The sequence below is a fragment of the Echinicola jeungdonensis genome (assembly GCF_030409905.1).
Taxonomy (GTDB): Bacteria; Bacteroidota; Bacteroidia; order Cytophagales; family Cyclobacteriaceae; genus Echinicola; species Echinicola jeungdonensis.
Genome location: NZ_JAUFQT010000001.1, coordinates 176,683 through 192,473 on the forward strand (window position 1 = coordinate 176,683; position 15,791 = coordinate 192,473).

14 protein-coding genes are annotated in these 15,791 nt (G+C 33.6%); all 14 read right to left on the bottom strand.

Translation table 11 applies throughout. The features are described 5' to 3' along the window. The 14 genes from QWY93_RS00785 to cysQ all read right to left on the bottom strand — a co-directional run bounded on the left by QWY93_RS00785 (position 1) and on the right by cysQ (position 15,513). On the bottom strand, positions 1-1,218 hold the full coding sequence (locus QWY93_RS00785; protein WP_290246292.1) for a glycosyltransferase: 1,218 nt from the start codon (positions 1,216-1,218) through the stop codon (positions 1-3). A gap of 21 nt (positions 1,219-1,239) precedes the next feature. Next, complete coding sequence (locus QWY93_RS00790; protein WP_290246293.1) at positions 1,240-2,199, bottom strand: glycosyltransferase family 2 protein; 960 nt, start codon at positions 2,197-2,199, stop codon at positions 1,240-1,242. After that, the gene (locus QWY93_RS00795) at positions 2,199-3,314 is read right to left on the bottom strand and encodes a glycosyltransferase (protein WP_290246294.1); all 1,116 of its coding nucleotides are present in this window, start codon (positions 3,312-3,314) and stop codon (positions 2,199-2,201) included. Before QWY93_RS00795 ends, QWY93_RS00790 begins: the two co-directional genes overlap by 1 nt. After that, a complete protein-coding gene (locus tag QWY93_RS00800; protein WP_290246295.1) occupies positions 3,315-4,259 on the bottom strand; it encodes a hypothetical protein in 945 nt (314 codons plus the stop codon). A gap of 55 nt (positions 4,260-4,314) precedes the next feature. After that, the gene (locus QWY93_RS00805) at positions 4,315-4,977 is read right to left on the bottom strand and encodes a class I SAM-dependent methyltransferase (RefSeq protein ID WP_290246296.1); all 663 of its coding nucleotides are present in this window, start codon (positions 4,975-4,977) and stop codon (positions 4,315-4,317) included. Between the two features lie 23 nt (positions 4,978-5,000). Continuing rightward, a complete protein-coding gene (gene asnB, locus QWY93_RS00810; RefSeq protein ID WP_290246297.1) occupies positions 5,001-6,800 on the bottom strand; it encodes an asparagine synthase (glutamine-hydrolyzing) in 1,800 nt (599 codons plus the stop codon). A 10-nt stretch (positions 6,801-6,810) separates the two neighbouring features. Next, on the bottom strand, positions 6,811-7,518 hold the full coding sequence (locus QWY93_RS00815; protein WP_290246298.1) for a class I SAM-dependent methyltransferase: 708 nt from the start codon (positions 7,516-7,518) through the stop codon (positions 6,811-6,813). Then, positions 7,519-8,724 carry an ABC transporter ATP-binding protein gene (locus tag QWY93_RS00820; RefSeq protein ID WP_290246299.1) on the bottom strand — a complete coding sequence of 402 codons (1,206 nt, stop codon included), beginning with the start codon at positions 8,722-8,724 and terminating at the stop codon, positions 7,519-7,521. It abuts the gene before it with no gap. A gap of 1 nt (position 8,725) precedes the next feature. Then, positions 8,726-9,421: an ABC transporter permease gene (locus QWY93_RS00825; protein WP_353959603.1), complete on the bottom strand. Its 696-nt coding sequence runs from the start codon at positions 9,419-9,421 to the stop codon at positions 8,726-8,728. A gap of 214 nt (positions 9,422-9,635) precedes the next feature. Further along, positions 9,636-10,397 (bottom strand): class I SAM-dependent methyltransferase, encoded by a 762-nt coding sequence (locus QWY93_RS00830; protein ID WP_290246301.1) that lies wholly within the window; start codon positions 10,395-10,397, stop codon positions 9,636-9,638. A 25-nt stretch (positions 10,398-10,422) separates the two neighbouring features. Then, on the bottom strand, positions 10,423-11,373 hold the full coding sequence (locus QWY93_RS00835; protein ID WP_290246302.1) for a hypothetical protein: 951 nt from the start codon (positions 11,371-11,373) through the stop codon (positions 10,423-10,425). 3 nt (positions 11,374-11,376) lie between these two features. Continuing rightward, positions 11,377-12,789, bottom strand: coding sequence for an MBOAT family O-acyltransferase (locus QWY93_RS00840; protein WP_353959604.1), 1,413 nt, complete (start codon positions 12,787-12,789; stop codon positions 11,377-11,379). 41 nt (positions 12,790-12,830) lie between these two features. Then, the gene (cysC, locus tag QWY93_RS00845; RefSeq protein ID WP_290246304.1) at positions 12,831-13,427 is read right to left on the bottom strand and encodes an adenylyl-sulfate kinase; all 597 of its coding nucleotides are present in this window, start codon (positions 13,425-13,427) and stop codon (positions 12,831-12,833) included. A 1,330-nt stretch (positions 13,428-14,757) separates the two neighbouring features. Beyond that, positions 14,758-15,513, bottom strand: coding sequence for a 3'(2'),5'-bisphosphate nucleotidase CysQ (gene cysQ, locus QWY93_RS00850; protein WP_290246305.1), 756 nt, complete (start codon positions 15,511-15,513; stop codon positions 14,758-14,760). Positions 15,514-15,791: the final 278 nt, after the last annotated feature.

Sequence of the window (15,791 nt, forward strand, 5' to 3'; positions counted from 1 at the left end):
TCAAGATTCATAGATCTTTTGCAGCTTTTTGAAGGTATCTCTAAAGTTGAAATTATTCTTTATATGAAAATGGGCTTCTTTACTCATCATTTGATATAGTTTTGGGCTCTCTGCAAGTTCTACAATTTTTTTAGCCATTTGCTTATAATCTTTATCCTTAACTAAAAATCCTGTTTTACCATTTATTAAGGTCTCAGGAAACCCTCCCACATCAAATCCTATTACTGGCAATCCAAATAGCTGTGCTTCCAAAGAAGCTACACCAAAGTTTTCCTTTCTTCCGTTTTTATCTTCAGTGGATGGGAATAAAAAAATATCATTTTCATTAAACTGGTCAAATATTTCACTTTGTGCCCTTTTACCATAAAATATAACATAATCTTCCAAACCATTCGATTTAACAAATGCTAAAAGACTTCCCAACTCCTCCCCTTCTCCAATTATTGAATATTTAACCTTATATCCTTTTTCAACAAGTTCTAAAACAGACTTAAGGGAATAAATATGTCCTTTAAACGCAACAAGTCTTCCAACACTTAATAATTTTATTGGATGATTCACTGAATCTCTTTTTTTTAAATCAGGTATTGAAACATCAATTCCATTATTTATCATTTGAATCCTTTTTGAATCTAAACCCAGCTTGATTAATCTCCTTTTTGTAAACTCCGAATTTGCCAAAAAGTACGACACTAAATCATTTAAAACAAGAATGTCAGTTTTATTTTTGCTAGCTAAAAGCTCTACATCGTAACCATGAAAAGTGACTACTACTTTCCCCTTTAATAACCCAAAATAAAATAGGTCACCAAGTGGTTTGTATTGATCGCAAAAATGAACATGAATCACTTTTGCATTAACCATGGAATGATATTCTTTGATTAAGTAAAGGAAATAATAGCTAATATTATTTTTTTTTAAAATATATTTAAGAAAAATAATAATTAAAAAAGGATTTTTAACGGTATCCCAAACCAGATTTCTTACCCTTCTGAATTTAGTATTCGGTATGGATCTAACTGTAAAAACTTTATCCAGAAGTTTATACTTTTCAAGTAAATCTTTCTGAGAGGAATTAGAAATATGATTTTTACGATTGGTGAGAATTTTCACATCATACCCTCTTTCCAATGCATCAACTATATTTTGAACGATAAATGTTTCAGAAAAGGTAGGAAACTCACTAACTTTAAAAATAATCAAATTATTATCAGTCATAAACCATCTCAGAAAATGAAATTAATTAAACTCTAGTTTTATTTTGAAATATCTTTTTAAATACGATTTAATTTTAAAAAAATAAAAACTTAGAAGGAAACTAAATTTACTTTTAAACATATTTGCGTCATAAAATACCTTATGAACATAGGGATCAAATATTTTAAAGAAAGAAAACCATTTTTCATGGGCTTCCTTAACCTTATAAGAAGTTAAATTAAAGTTTCTTTTGATATAATGTAGGACAATAAATTCTTCATAAACTCTTGTCATTCTTTTTACCTCATTATCATGATTTCTTGTCACTGCCGAGTGATATCTAAAAAAATTTAAATGTGATGAAAGAAATCCAATATTTGCATTTTCACTAATCGATAGCCAAAACAACCAGTCTCCACAGATTTTCATACTTGTTAAAATATCCCAATCTTTTTGTTTAATAAGTTTTTTATTAAAAACACAAGCACTAGCATTTGGTATTACATTTTTGAATTGAAGATAATTAACAATAAAATTGTTTCCCTTTTGAACCCAATTATCCCCCCATATATTAGGAGTAAAATCACTGGTCCATTTAATTCTATCTTCTAAATAGACGCAGTTTTCATCAACATCATATGATTGACTATATGCCATATCTAATCCATTAGATTCGATAAATTCAATAATATTTTCTAAGAAATGTAAATCAGAAAAATCATCACTTTCAGCAATCCAAATCCAATCATATTTAGCCAATTCTATTCCTTTTTTCCATTGTTTAAATGGGCTTCCGGAATTATTACTATTTTGCAAACAGTAACTTACCTTAGGATGGTTTTTATATGGAATTAAATATTCCCAACTACCATCAGTAGAATAATCATCTAATAGAATTAATTCAAAATTTTGATGGGTTTGATTTAGAATACTTTCAATACGTTTATCAAGAAATAAAGAATGGTTATAATTTGGGATTACGATAGTAATAAAGGACGACATTAATTTCCCTCAATAAGTTTTAAAATACAGTTTCTAACTTGCAAAACAGTATCAATTCTGTTTAAATAGTCAATTGCTTCTATTCTATTTCTCCTTCCAATATCTCTCCTTAATACTTCATCTTTAGATAAATTATTTATAATTGAAATTATTGAATTATAATCTAGGTAATCTATTCCTAAATCTAGTGAATCATTATTTAAAAAATCCTCTACACCTGTAAGCTGTTTGAAATAAATAATGGGTAATTCGGCCAAGGCAGCTTCAATTGCCACTCGGGGAAAAGGATCTTCTCTACTACTCATAAAAAAAGCATTCATTTCAAAAAACCTCGAATAAACATCATCTACATTTCCTATTAGTTTAAATGTTCCATCAATATTTCTTTTACAAATTTCAAATTCCAATTCAATTAGTTTATCGTTTGATATTTCTCCAAACCAATGAAAACATACATTCTTGTCCTTCATCAAAGATGCCAGATGAATTGAAATATCAATACCTTTTCGAAACGTGGGCGTTCCTGCCATAGCTATATTAAACTTACTCTCCTTTTTAACTATTTGTTTACTAGGATAAGCATACAAATCAAATGGTCCAGGCGCAACAGTTGTCTTATTTTTATCAACTCCAAATCGTTTTACAAGATCCTTTTCAATTCTGGAGTTTACCACAAAAAAATGGTCAATTTCTTTAAAATACTTCTTCTCCCGCCCTTTGAGAAATTGGGAAGAAACCATTTCCATTTCTCTTATGTGACAAATTAATTTTACTTTACAATTGAATTTTATAGGTATTAAAAAAGGGATGGGAACAATAGTATTAATATAAATTAATTCAGGTTTATAATTATTTATAAAAGCTGGCAAGTCACTAACTTCATTGTTTGCTTTGATAAATAATTTCCTAAAACGTAAGTACTTACTTTTAGGAGGAGGAGTATAAATTAAAGTTTTCACATTTTGAGAATATTTTTCTAATATTGGTCCCCCAGACAAAAGTATTACAGTAATTTCCCATTGAGGTTCAATATTTTTAATCCCTTGAATTAAAGTTAGCAAAGAAATTGGAGCTCCAGATCTACTAGCATCATTACCAAAGAATAAAATTTTCATTTAACTCAAATTATGAATCCACTTTCCTAATTTAATTAAACCATTTCCTGTTTTGATTATAAAGAGATGCCATATATTGTATCTTTTCTTATTTAAAATGGTATTTCTGTTAAGTATTTCATTCCACCTTTCATGAGGAAACATGATTTCTTGAATTTCATTTTGATACTGGATATTTTCATCTATTAATTTGTCAATTTCCATAAAATTGAATTGGAATGAATGTGTTTTCTCTGTGATGCCTTTTATTTCCATTACATCTAATATTTCATCTTTTATAAATTCTTTACTTACGTTCACTTTATCTGAAAAAATCTTTCCACTTGTCACACCATATATTGCCACTTTAAAATCAAAATCAATGGAAGCCAAACTTCTCCATTTTGGTAACACATAATCTACAAATGATCTGTGCTTGTGGGCTTGCAAAAAACACTTTCTATATATATCTGCATAGTATTGTTCGTAATCATGAATCCCTATTATTATGTCAGATTGTTGAGTTGGAAAGTCTAAAAGCGCCATCTCTCTTTTTATAAATGACTCAGGTCGCAAAGTTTCTCCGTCCTTAGGAATATAGTTAATAGCTTTTTTTAAATGATGAATATTATAAAAGTGATTACCTGCTGGGCGAAATATTCCAAAGAATTTATCTAAAATAAGCCCTTGAACACAAAATGTTTTTTTTGAGTACTTGTCTAATTTAGACAAAACTTTTTCCAGACCAATTTTACTAATTAAAACATCCGCATCAATACATAATAACCAATCCTTCCTAGATTTTATTGCAATTTCAAAAGATCTTTTAATAGCAGCAGAAAATGGTATTTCATGAACAATATCTATAGATTCTTTTTCAAACAATTGTTCTAGCAATTGTTTACAATTATTTTCGGTTCTTTCATTTGAAGAACGAACAATTACTTTAATATTCTGAAATTTCATTTTGAATATTAAGTCAATCAATAAACTAAATTTACAAAATTCAAACTAACATAAATTATGGTTTTATCGCAATTAAATTATAACCAGTAGTCATTGCATCAGTTTTCAATATTTTATCCAATAAATTTGTTAAAGGTCTCTTTAAAAAAAATACAAGAGGTATAATAATTTTTGAAATTAAATTTGAACGACTTGATTGAATTTGCAATATCCTAACCCACAACACATCAATTGCTTCAAAATAACTATTCCGTTCAGTAATATTTAAATCTTTAAATTTTTTAAATAAAAATTGCAAACCATATTTGGTAAATCTGTAATAATCATGCGGTCTATCATGAAGAGGGAAAATGAAAGGAGTAGTAATTATTATCTTACCTTTCGGAACTAAAGCATTAAACATAGTTTCAACTCCTAAATGAGGTGAGTGTAAATGTTCCAAAACTTCACAGCAAACTATTACATCAAAAGACTGATAAAAATTAAAACTACATAAATCGCCTAAAATATCGGGTTCTCTTTCTGGATCAATATCAAAAGAAGTTACTTTAAACCTATTTTTAATAGACCATTTTAATAACAATTTATTTATTTCTCCTCCAGAGCCAATTGTTAACACATTGCTTCCTCTTTTGATATTTTGAAAATGTTCATTCAAAAATTCATACAAACCTTGTCTAGAACGAATTTTGCTTAACCTTAATAAAATACTATTCATGGAATTAGTTTTTATAAACTCAACTATTGAAACCATTTCTTAAACCAATGCTCTAAACCAATTAATAATAATTGATCATAAGAATTCATTTTATTAAAGTTTCTTATTAAAGCATCTCCATTAATTATATCATTTTTTACCAATGCTCCATTTATTAGAATAGAAAATGCATCATTTCCTATAATCTCTTCTTTCCACTTCTCTATAGGGCTGCTAAACCCCTTTTTTCTATTTATGTGCATGTTTTCAGGAAAGTAATTTTTCATTGCTTTTTTTAGAAGAAACTTTTTCTCTCCATTATTGTAAATAAGATTTTCATCGATTGAGAAAACTAATTCAATTAACTCTATATCCAAAAATGGCACTCTAACTTCAATTCCTTTAGCCATACTAATTTTATCGACTTTCACCAAGCAGTGATCCGGCATAAAACAATGAAAATCAATTATTTGAGAGTTTAATACAGGTGAATAATTTTGGTTCCAATTTGAAGAAATAACGCTTGTAATCAATTCACTATCATTTAAACCGAAAATCTCATCCCTTAATACCGAAGACAAATAGCCATTATATGTAATGTATTTGGAAATCGGATCTTTTCGATTTAGCACTTCTCCCCTCCATATACTTGCTAATCTTTGACGATAGGTCGGTTTCGCAAATTGATTATACCAATTGTTAAAATCATCATACCAATTATATCCTGCAAAAAGTTCATCAGCACCATCTCCACCTAGTACTACTTTATGCCCTTTATTCTTGACAAGATTAGCTAATGACAAATATGGGAATAACCCATTATAATGGAAAGGTTCTTCATTGATGCTGATCAATTCCTCTAAACAAGAATTTGCAATGTCTGCATTAATTTCTTTATGAATATGATCAGTTTGGAAAGAATCAGCAATTAATTTAGCATATTCACTTTCATCACTACTTTTTTCATCAAAACCTATAGAGAAAGTAGATAGCGAATATGGAAGTCTCTTGACTAAAAATGAAGTAATTATTGATGAATCAATTCCTCCACTTAATAATGATCCGACTGGGACATCACTTAAAGTTTGTAACTCAATGCTTTCTTCTATTTTGTCTTTAATTTTAAAAATTGCTTCTTCCTTGTTTGATATTTTGGGTTGATATTTTAATTCCCAATATTTTACAACTTTCGGTGTTAAAGAATTGATTGATAATTTCAAATAGTGACCGGGTAATAATTTTTTCACTCCTTTAAAAATAGAATATTCTCCTGGAACATTCCCAAATGCTAAATAAAGATTTAACGCCTCTTTATTTAGTTCCTTTCTGAAAGAATCACATTTAAAAAATGCCTTTGGCTCAGATGAAAATAGGAATACATTTTCATTTTGATAGTAAAATAGCGGTTTAACACCAGCATGATCTCTAGCCAAAAATATTTCTTTCTTATTTTTATCAAATATTCCAAACGCAAATATTCCCCTAAGTTTATTTAAACAATCCACACCCCATTCTTCATACCCATGAATTATCACTTCGGAGTCACTATCCGATTTGAATTTATGGCCTTTGGTGATTAGTTCCTTTCGAAGACTTTTATAATTATAAATTTCACCATTAAAAGTAAGCCATAAACTTTCATTCTCATTAGAAATTGGTTGCTTTGCTCTATCACTCAAATCAATAATCGATAAACGTCTATGACCTAAATAAACTCTGTCCTCTTCAAACCCCTTTAAACCAAAACCATCGGGCCCTCTATGAATTAACGAACTGAGCATCAACTCAAAATTTTCTCTATTAATGCTATTTTTAAATTTTAACTGACCAAGGATTCCACACATTTTAAACTAATTATATTGTACATATGACCATTTGACAGGAATGCCATTCTTTCCTATAGCCTATAGGGCCAAATGCTTTCATTATTATTTTTGATAATATTGTTAGTTTTTTTGGGGGTAGTAATTTATGATCAATAATTTTTAGGCCAATAAATTCTAATAACTTGTTTAATTCATCCTTATTCCATTCTCTTACATGTGAAGCATGAGGACTTTCAAAACAATTCCTTCCTCTCAAAATATCTCTTTCTGGTGTTGAAATAATTATAATACCATTATTCTTAATTGAGTCTCTACAAAATTCTAATGTCGGTAGGGGGTTCGACAAATGTTCTATAACATCAGCACAAATAATTATATCTGCTTTATTTTCTAAATTCAATGAAAGATTTTCTAGATCTACTCCATAGAAAAATGACTTAGGCAAAGCCTTTAAAGCAAAAGATTTACAATTTGGCTGATCAATTAAAATAAGCTCTTTTAAATAAGGTGCTAAGAACCATTTTCCTTTTGTTCCTGGACCACATCCTAAATCAATTCCTATTTGATAATTTTTCTTTTTAATTAAACTAGCTGCAAATTTATACACGTCATATTGATAAACCGAAGAAGTTTTAATCCTTTCATCATTCCAATACTCACCCACAAACTCTGTTTCATATGTTTTTGCAGTATCATTATCTTTATATCCTTTCTTTATAAAAAACATGTTATCCATTTATTTCTTAATTTCGTGAGTGATTTTATGTGGGATTAAAAAAACTGAGGCGTATCCAGGTAAATAATTTTTAACATCGAAAAAGGTTATATTTCTTTGTACAGATAGAAATTTTCCTTTATCTCCTTCCAAAATTGATGCGGTAATGAAATATCTACCTGCATTGAAATTAGCATTTTGAAATTCAAATTTATATAGATTTAATTTTCCTGAAGTAAATTCAATATTCTCTATTAGCTGCAAGACATTATTTTCTGTTGCATCATTCACTGTAATTAAAATTTTTAAATCATTGTAAATAGCTTTTCCGCACAAATCCAACTCAAATTGAATGAAATAGGACTTTCCAAATGTTAATTCCTTGCCTACAGGGTTATCCGTTTCTTTAATCCAAAATTTTTTAATTAAAATATTCTGAATCTCATTTGTTTTTGTGTGCTTTTCTTGCTTCAAAGCTTTAGTGTAATAAAAAATAATATCACCAACCCCATTACCATATTTCAAAAGATTTCCCTTTTCTAATAATCCAAGTTTATCACATATTCTAGTTAATTGGGGAATGCTATGGGAAACAAAAACAACTGCTGATTTGGAAATCACTTTATATATATGGTTAAAACATTTAACTCTAAAGTCAGAATCTCCAACTGCTAGCACTTCGTCTAATATTAAAACGTCAGGTTCCAGCTGCGCGGCAATTGCAAAACCTAATCTTACTTTCATACCACTACTATAGTTTTGCACAGGCATATCAACAAACTCTTCCATTTCAGCAAAATTCACTATATCATCAAATTTATAATCAATTTCAGCTTTAGAAAAACCTAATATAGCCCCATTATTATATACATTTTCTCTACCTGTTAATACAGGATTAAATCCAGCCCCCAACTCTATCAAAGCCCCAACCTTTCCCCTCATTTCTATTCTTCCTTCATCAGGGCGAATAAGTCCATTCAGCATTTTTAGGAGTGTACTTTTGCCTGCACCGTTATGCCCAATTAATCCTAAACATTCACCTCGCCTTACTTCAAAACTCACATCCTTCACTGCCCAAAATTCATCCTTACGAAGTATTTCAGGATTTTTTATTCCTAATACTGATCGGAAAATATCTCCTAATCCATACCAAAGACTACGCTTAAGGCTTTTGCAGAATTTCTTGGAAACCCCCTCTACCTTAATCAATACCTCGTCATTCCTCATCTTATGATCCGCTTCGTTCTACAATTATAGGCATGGCAATCTTGACGACTAATAAAGAAAATAATAGTAAGCCAATTAATACCACACTCCATATCCATAAGGGTTGCCAAAGGATAAACCCATAGCTTCCAAAACTGCTCCTAGCTATTTCTAAAAATGGAGTAACAGGATTAATTCCTTGCAGCAATGCCAGATTACCTCCCGCTCTCAAAGGATAAATAACAGGGCTTAAATACATTACAAAAGGTAAAATCATGGGTAATGCTTTGCCTATATCCCCATACAGCAAGCCTAAAGGGGCCAACATTATCCCTATACTAATACCTGTTACCAATAACCCAATGATCCCAATAAAACCAGTTATCCAATTCCAGTTTGGTGGATAACCTAAGCTCCACAGAATTGGAATCAAAACCATTAACTTTAATAATAAACTAAACAACTGATCATATACTGCTGCTAAAATCAAAGATTCTCTAGGGAAATTTAATTTACTCATCATTCCCATTGCACCTTGATAGCGTTGGATAGGTTTGTTAAGGGCCTCTGCAAAAAAGCTCCAAAGAATAGTTCCACATAAAGTAAACGCGGCATAATCCATAGGAGCACCATCAATCGACACCACCTTTTGATCATTTAGGAAAATCCAGATTCCTGCCGTAAAAAAAGGAGGAATAAATAGCCAAAAAACACCCAAAAAAGATCTTTTGTAACCCGCTCTTAAATCTCTAATAAATAACCTGAAGGCCAACTCCCGTCCTTCCTTAAATCCTAAAAAGATCTCGCGAACAAGTTTGGATACCCCATACTTGTTTTGGGAATTGTAAACAGTGGTTTTCATCTATTTATACTACTAGAAGTATTCAATTGTGATCATTATTTTCCATCAAAGCATTGCCTAGATAGGGGGCCTATTTATTCTTTCTCCCAATAAATAGTTTTTCCTTGAGGTTAAGTCCTAATTTGGTATATTTTGAGCTTAGATTAAATTCATTGACTAAGAAACCAGCCTTCATTAATCTTTTAGTATAATCCAAGCCATAAATCCGAACATGGTCATACTGGCCAAATTCCCTTTCCCTATCTTTTGGATTTACCACCCCCTCATTTTCATAAGTCTCTTTAAGCTTGAAGGAAATTGGAACTTGCAAAATGGCCTTCCCTTTAGGCTTTAAAACTCGGAACAGCTCTTTCATGGCCTTCATGTCATCGCGAATGTGTTCCAATACATGGTTACAAATAATCAGGTCAAAGTAATTATCAGGATAAGGTATTTCAGTAATGTCCATATTCTCTACATCGGCAGGATAGGAATATCTACCCACAAATAAATCTCCTTTTATATATTGTGTAAACTTTTGATCCTGAATATATTTTGAAAGGTGTTTTTCGGGTGAAACATGTAAAATAACAGGTAGTGAATTCTCTTTAAAAAATTGACTTTCATGCTCCAAATATGCATATATTAGTCTTTCCCTATCGATAGCGTTGCATCGATAGCATCTACATCTCCTCAAACCAGAACCTATAATTTCCTTTTCCTCTATCACAGGAAGGTTAAAACCAAATGCACCTAATCTGGATGATTTGTATCCACAAAAAGGACATTCATATTTATCACCCTGGAACAAATACACTTTTGCTTTCCTGACTATTGACTTCAGTTTCTCCATGTGTCTAGAAAAATTCAATTCTTGTTTAATCTTTACTTAAAGCTTGGTTATTGGTAGAATTTACTTCCATCATCCAAATGGCCAAATCCTCTGAAAATAGAGAGGCCGATTTATAATTTAAATGTACCCCGTCAACAAAATCATAATTGGTATCACTTTTGTTAAAATCCTTAAAGGGAATACCTTTTGAATTACAAAGTTGTTTTATATTGCTCATAGCATCTGGGCAAATGCTTTTTTCAATAGCATAAATATTTTTGTCAACGGGCAAAACAACCACATAAACATCCCCTTTTTCATTTAAAAAATCTAATAAAGAAGTAAAGCTTTTAATCCTATAGTCCGAGCTTTTGACCCTATTTGCCCTTACTTCATACTCTTTGATTTTTGATTTATAAAATCTATCATACCTTTCCTCTGCAATAGAAGGTGTAGCCTTTAACCAACCATCTTCTTTTAAGTGCATGGAGTTTTCCACAAAATACCTTAAAGGAATTTCATAATAGGGGTTGATGTAAAATCGCAACAAATATTCGAGATTAACAACCGGACTAAAAGATGATAATTTTCCTAAAAACAGTTTATTGTCTGGCATCATGGACCTGTCATTAGGATCTTTTTTTGAAGAAGAAAGAGACCAGGGGTCTACTGTAACGATGAAAACACCATCTTTGCTGTCTTTATCAATTTTTTTATGAATGGCAGCATTATAACTTTCCCCAAAAGGTGAATGAATAGTAGTGAAAGAAAAATTATATAATTTCTTTTCACCATCTAATTCCAATTTTTCGTTAATCACCGTTGGGACAATGCCTTGAGCAGCTTTTGATGTTCCAATTACCATGGACTTCTTTTCCCCTCCAACTACCCTTTGATAAAAGGGATCAGCAGTTCCATTTTCCAATAAAAACAACCCAAATAAACTCCCAAAAGGAAATATTGAAAAAACAAATATTTTACTAATAAACCTCTTCACTGTTTAAAACTGAAAGTATATAAATTCCTGTTCTTTGGTTGCAAACAAAAACACCATCATTACCAAACTGTAATAAAGTCCATACCTCACAATGGCAGGTTTGCTAAATCCCAATTTTTGAATGGCAAATTCCTCAGTTCTTCCCCTCCATTCCACTCCGATAAATAGAAAAGACAAAGCCATAAACATATAAACCCTTATATTCATACTTGGCTTGGAAAAAGCGGACCAGTCAAACATACTGTTCAAGTATATCCATGCTGCCTGCATATTTTCTGCCCTGAAAAAAATCCAAGCCAAAGTCACCAGTAAAAAAGTAATAAGTATAGATAAAAAATCTTTGAAAGAAGGAAGTAGCGACTTCATTTTTATGGGGTTTAGGTTTCTTCTATTTTTATTAAATACAAATAGTGGAATAAAAAGCATCGCATGAATCCCCCCCCAAACAATAAAAGTCCAGTTGGCCCCATGCCAAAAGCCAGAGACCAAGAAAATGATAAAGATATTCCGGATACTTAGAATCTTGCTTCCCCTCGATCCGCCCAAGGGTATATACACATAATCCCTAAACCAGGTGGAAAGTGAAATATGCCATCTGCGCCAAAACTCGGCAATATCCCTGGAGAAATAAGGGAATGCAAAATTTTGCATTAATCGAAATCCTAATAACTTCCCTACTCCAATGGCAATATTGGAATACCCAGCAAAGTCCCCATAAATCTGAAAACTGAAGAAAACCGCCCCAATCCATAAGTTGGATGCCGGTTGACTTTCCGGATGATTAAAAGCCTGATTGACAAAGGCTGCACAATTATCCGCAATCACCACTTTCATAAACAGGCCCCATAATATCTGCCTAAGGCCATCCATGGCCAATGGATACTCAAACTCCCTTTTTTTAAAGAACTGGGAAAGAAGATTAGTGGCTCTTTCGATCGGTCCCGCTACCAGTTGAGGGAAAAAACTTACATAGGCGAAGAAAGCTATGAGATCATGGGTAGGTTTAAGTTTTCCTTTATAAACATCAATGGTATAACTCATGGTCTGGAAGGTGTAAAAGCTAATTCCTACGGGAAGGATCAACTGCAGGGAATAGGAATTTGCCTGAAATCCCACCGAATTGATCAGGTCAGAAGCCGATTCAATAAAGAAGTTAAAGTATTTGAAAAAGCCCAACAAGCCTAAATTTACTGCTAGGCTAATCCCCAAATATATTTTCTTAAGCTTTTTGGTTTGACTTTCTTTTCCAATTTCTAATCCGCAAAGGTAATCCACCAAAGAACTAAATGCTATCAACCCCAAAAACCGCCAATCCCACCATCCATAAAACACATAACTCGCTACTAACAAAAAGGCATTCTGAGCTTTTAGGTTCCTTTGAAAAACCGACCAATAAAGTCCAAAAACGACCGGCAAAAAGATTAAAAATTCAAAAGAGTTAAAAAGCATATGCTTACTTATTCATTGGAGCTGGTCAACTGGAATAATTGATTCACAATATGATTTACGGTTTCTTCCACCGTTCTCAAGTTGGTACTGACCTTAATTTCAGGATCCTTTGGCTCCTCATAAGGGGAATCAATACCCGTAAAATTTTTAATTAATCCATTTCGGGCTTTTTGATACAGACCCTTGACATCCCGCTGTTCACAAACTTCCAGGGGACAGTCTACATGGATCTCCACATAGTTTTCCGCACCCACCAGGTCCCTAACCAATTCCCTTTCTTTTTGAAATGGGGAAATAAAAGCCGCCAAAACCACAAGCCCTGCATCCAGCATGAGATTACAAACTTCACCAATCCGCCTTATATTTTCCACCCTGTCCTCATGGGAAAACCCCAGGTCCTTATTCAGGCCCGACCGAAGGTTATCCCCATCCAAAAGATAGGTTTTATGCCCCATCCGGTGGAGTGCTTTTTCTGTAGCATTGGCCAGAGTGGATTTTCCCGACCCTGATAATCCCGTAAACCAAATCAAAAATGGTTTTTGGTTTAAAAGTTTTATCCGGTCTTCCTGGGTGATTTTAAAAATGGTGGGATGAAGGTTGTTCATTTTTTTGTCGAATCGTTGGATTGTCGAATCGTAGAATTGCTTGGAGGCGAAGGCCGATTTGTGATTCGTGATTTGTTGAGCAGGAACCCTAATTCACTAATCACCATTATTCGAATCTATTGATGCCGAAAGCCGAAAGCTGAAGGGCGAAAGTTGAATGTCAAATGCCAAAGGCCAGCTTTGTTGTCGAATCGTTGGATTGCCGAATCGTTGAACTGTATGGAGCATTATGGCTAGAGCTCGTTCCATCTTATTCTTTGTTCTTTGCTTTGTCGTGCGGCTGGGCTCCCCTAAAGGGGCCGGGGGTGTGCAGGGGCCGAAAGTTCGAGTCTCAATTATCAATTATCGAATCCCGATTACTCGATTTGTCTTTGTCGAACTGTCGAATCGTGGAAATGTTGGATTGTTGGGGAGCCGAAAGCGAATGCCTAAGGCCCAAATCCCGAATATCAATTATCGAATCACTTTTTTGTTGAATTGTCGAATTGTGGGATTGTCGAACTGGAGGGAGACGAAGGGCGAAGGCCAAAGGCCCGGTTCCCGGTTATCAAATATCCAATCACTATTACTCGATTCGCTATCGTTCAGTTAAACAATTAAACAAGCCGCAAAGCGGCGTAAACGATTAAACACAAATGGAGAATGTTGAATTAGGAATTTTTCGTCCCTCGTTTCGATTCTCAAATCTCATGTCTCAAGTCTCAAATCTCAATTATTGAATCGTCGGATCGTCAAATCGAAAGAAGACTGCCGCGGCTCCCTCCCGCTTGGCCAATTCTACGCCTCGCAGTGACGGCTTCGTTGGATTGTCATAAGCAGAAAGGCGAAAGTCGAAAGCCAAAGGCCCGGTTCCCGATTATCAAATATCCAATCACTATTACTCGATTCGCTATCGTTAAGTTAAACAATTAAACAAGCCACAAAGTGGCGTAAACGATTAAACACAAATGGAGAATGATGAATTTGGAATTAGGAATTTTTCGTCCCTCGTTTCGCTTTTCACTTCTCAAATCCCGATTATTGAATCGTCGGATCGTCAAATTGAAAGAAGACTGCCGCGGCTCCCTCCCGCTTGGCCAATTCTACGCCTCGCAGTGACGGCTTCGTTGGATTGTCATAAGCAGAAAGGCGAAAGGCGAAAGCCCGGTTCCCGATTATCAAATATCCAATCACTATTACTCGATTCGCTATCGTTAAGTTAAACAATTAAACAAGCCACAAAGTGGCATAAATGATTAAACACAAATGGAGAATGTTGAATTAGGAATTAAGAATTTTTCGTTCCTCGTTTCGCTTTTCAATTATCAAATCCCGATTATTCGAATCACAATTATACAAAAGCCAAAAACCAGGGATTTTTCAGGTTTTCCTTATTGTATTGCATGGCCTCTTTGGAGGGCCATTGGACTACTTTTCCACCTGCAGCTTCCAGGATGGCCTGGGCTGCGGCGGTATCCCACTCCATGGTCGGTGCAAACCTTGGATATTGCTGGGCTTTTCCCTCTGCCAATAGCATAAACTTCAAAGAACTGCCCATGCTAATGGTTTCCACTTCCGGAAATTGTTCCAAATAATCCTGGGTTTCCTGATTCAGATGGTTGACACTGGCCACTATGGTTTTCAAAGCTTGATGCTTTTCCACCTTTAATGGTTGAGGTTCCTCCCCTCCTAATTGTTTCCAGGCTCCTTCCTTTTCACTTCCCCAATAAAGGGTGTCTGTCACCGGAACTCCAATCACCCCAAGGATGGGATGGCCCTGGTGAATCAAGGCGATATTGACGGTAAACTCCCCGTTTTTTTTGATAAATTCTTTGGTCCCATCCAATGGGTCCACCATCCAGAAATATTCCCAGTCCTTCCTTTCCTGAAATTCATGATGCCCTCCTTCCTCAGAAAGAATGGGAAGGCCCGTTTCCTTTAAATTCCGGACTATGACATCATGAGCCTCCTGATCTGCCAGGGTCACAGGAGAACTGTCTTTTTTGAGTTCTATTCCAAAATCCTCCTGATAATAAACTTTTAGGATAGCCCTTCCCGCTTCAAGAGTGGCTTTAATGGCAGTATTTAATAGTGATTGATAATCCAATTGGAATGTTTAATGGGTTATTTGAATAATTGTGATTCGAGATTTGATTTTTGGGATTTATGATTCAGAATTCGTTGATTCGGAACTCTTAATGGCTAATCACTATTATTCGAATCTCAATTACCCTTATCGCTTTCGTTCAGTTAAACAGTTAAGCAAGCCACAAAGCGGTATAAACAGTTAAACAAATCTGTGTGTCGAAAACCCAATGATGAATCGTCATTGCGAAGGCGAGGTACGAGCCTGAAGCAATCTCCACTTTGGAAGACGAAATCACC

Coding starts and splice junctions, on each gene's coding strand:
- QWY93_RS00785 (WP_290246292.1), bottom strand. CDS start 1,218: ATGACTGATAATAATTTGATTATTTTTAAAGTTAGTGAGTTTCCTACC.
- QWY93_RS00790 (WP_290246293.1), bottom strand. CDS start 2,199: ATGTCGTCCTTTATTACTATCGTAATCCCAAATTATAACCATTCTTTA.
- QWY93_RS00795 (WP_290246294.1), bottom strand. CDS start 3,314: ATGAAAATTTTATTCTTTGGTAATGATGCTAGTAGATCTGGAGCTCCA.
- QWY93_RS00800 (WP_290246295.1), bottom strand. CDS start 4,259: ATGAAATTTCAGAATATTAAAGTAATTGTTCGTTCTTCAAATGAAAGA.
- QWY93_RS00805 (WP_290246296.1), bottom strand. CDS start 4,977: ATGAATAGTATTTTATTAAGGTTAAGCAAAATTCGTTCTAGACAAGGT.
- asnB (WP_290246297.1), bottom strand. CDS start 6,800: ATGTGTGGAATCCTTGGTCAGTTAAAATTTAAAAATAGCATTAATAGA.
- QWY93_RS00815 (WP_290246298.1), bottom strand. CDS start 7,518: ATGGATAACATGTTTTTTATAAAGAAAGGATATAAAGATAATGATACT.
- QWY93_RS00820 (WP_290246299.1), bottom strand. CDS start 8,724: ATGAGGAATGACGAGGTATTGATTAAGGTAGAGGGGGTTTCCAAGAAA.
- QWY93_RS00830 (WP_290246301.1), bottom strand. CDS start 10,397: ATGGAGAAACTGAAGTCAATAGTCAGGAAAGCAAAAGTGTATTTGTTC.
- cysC (WP_290246304.1), bottom strand. CDS start 13,427: ATGAACAACCTTCATCCCACCATTTTTAAAATCACCCAGGAAGACCGG.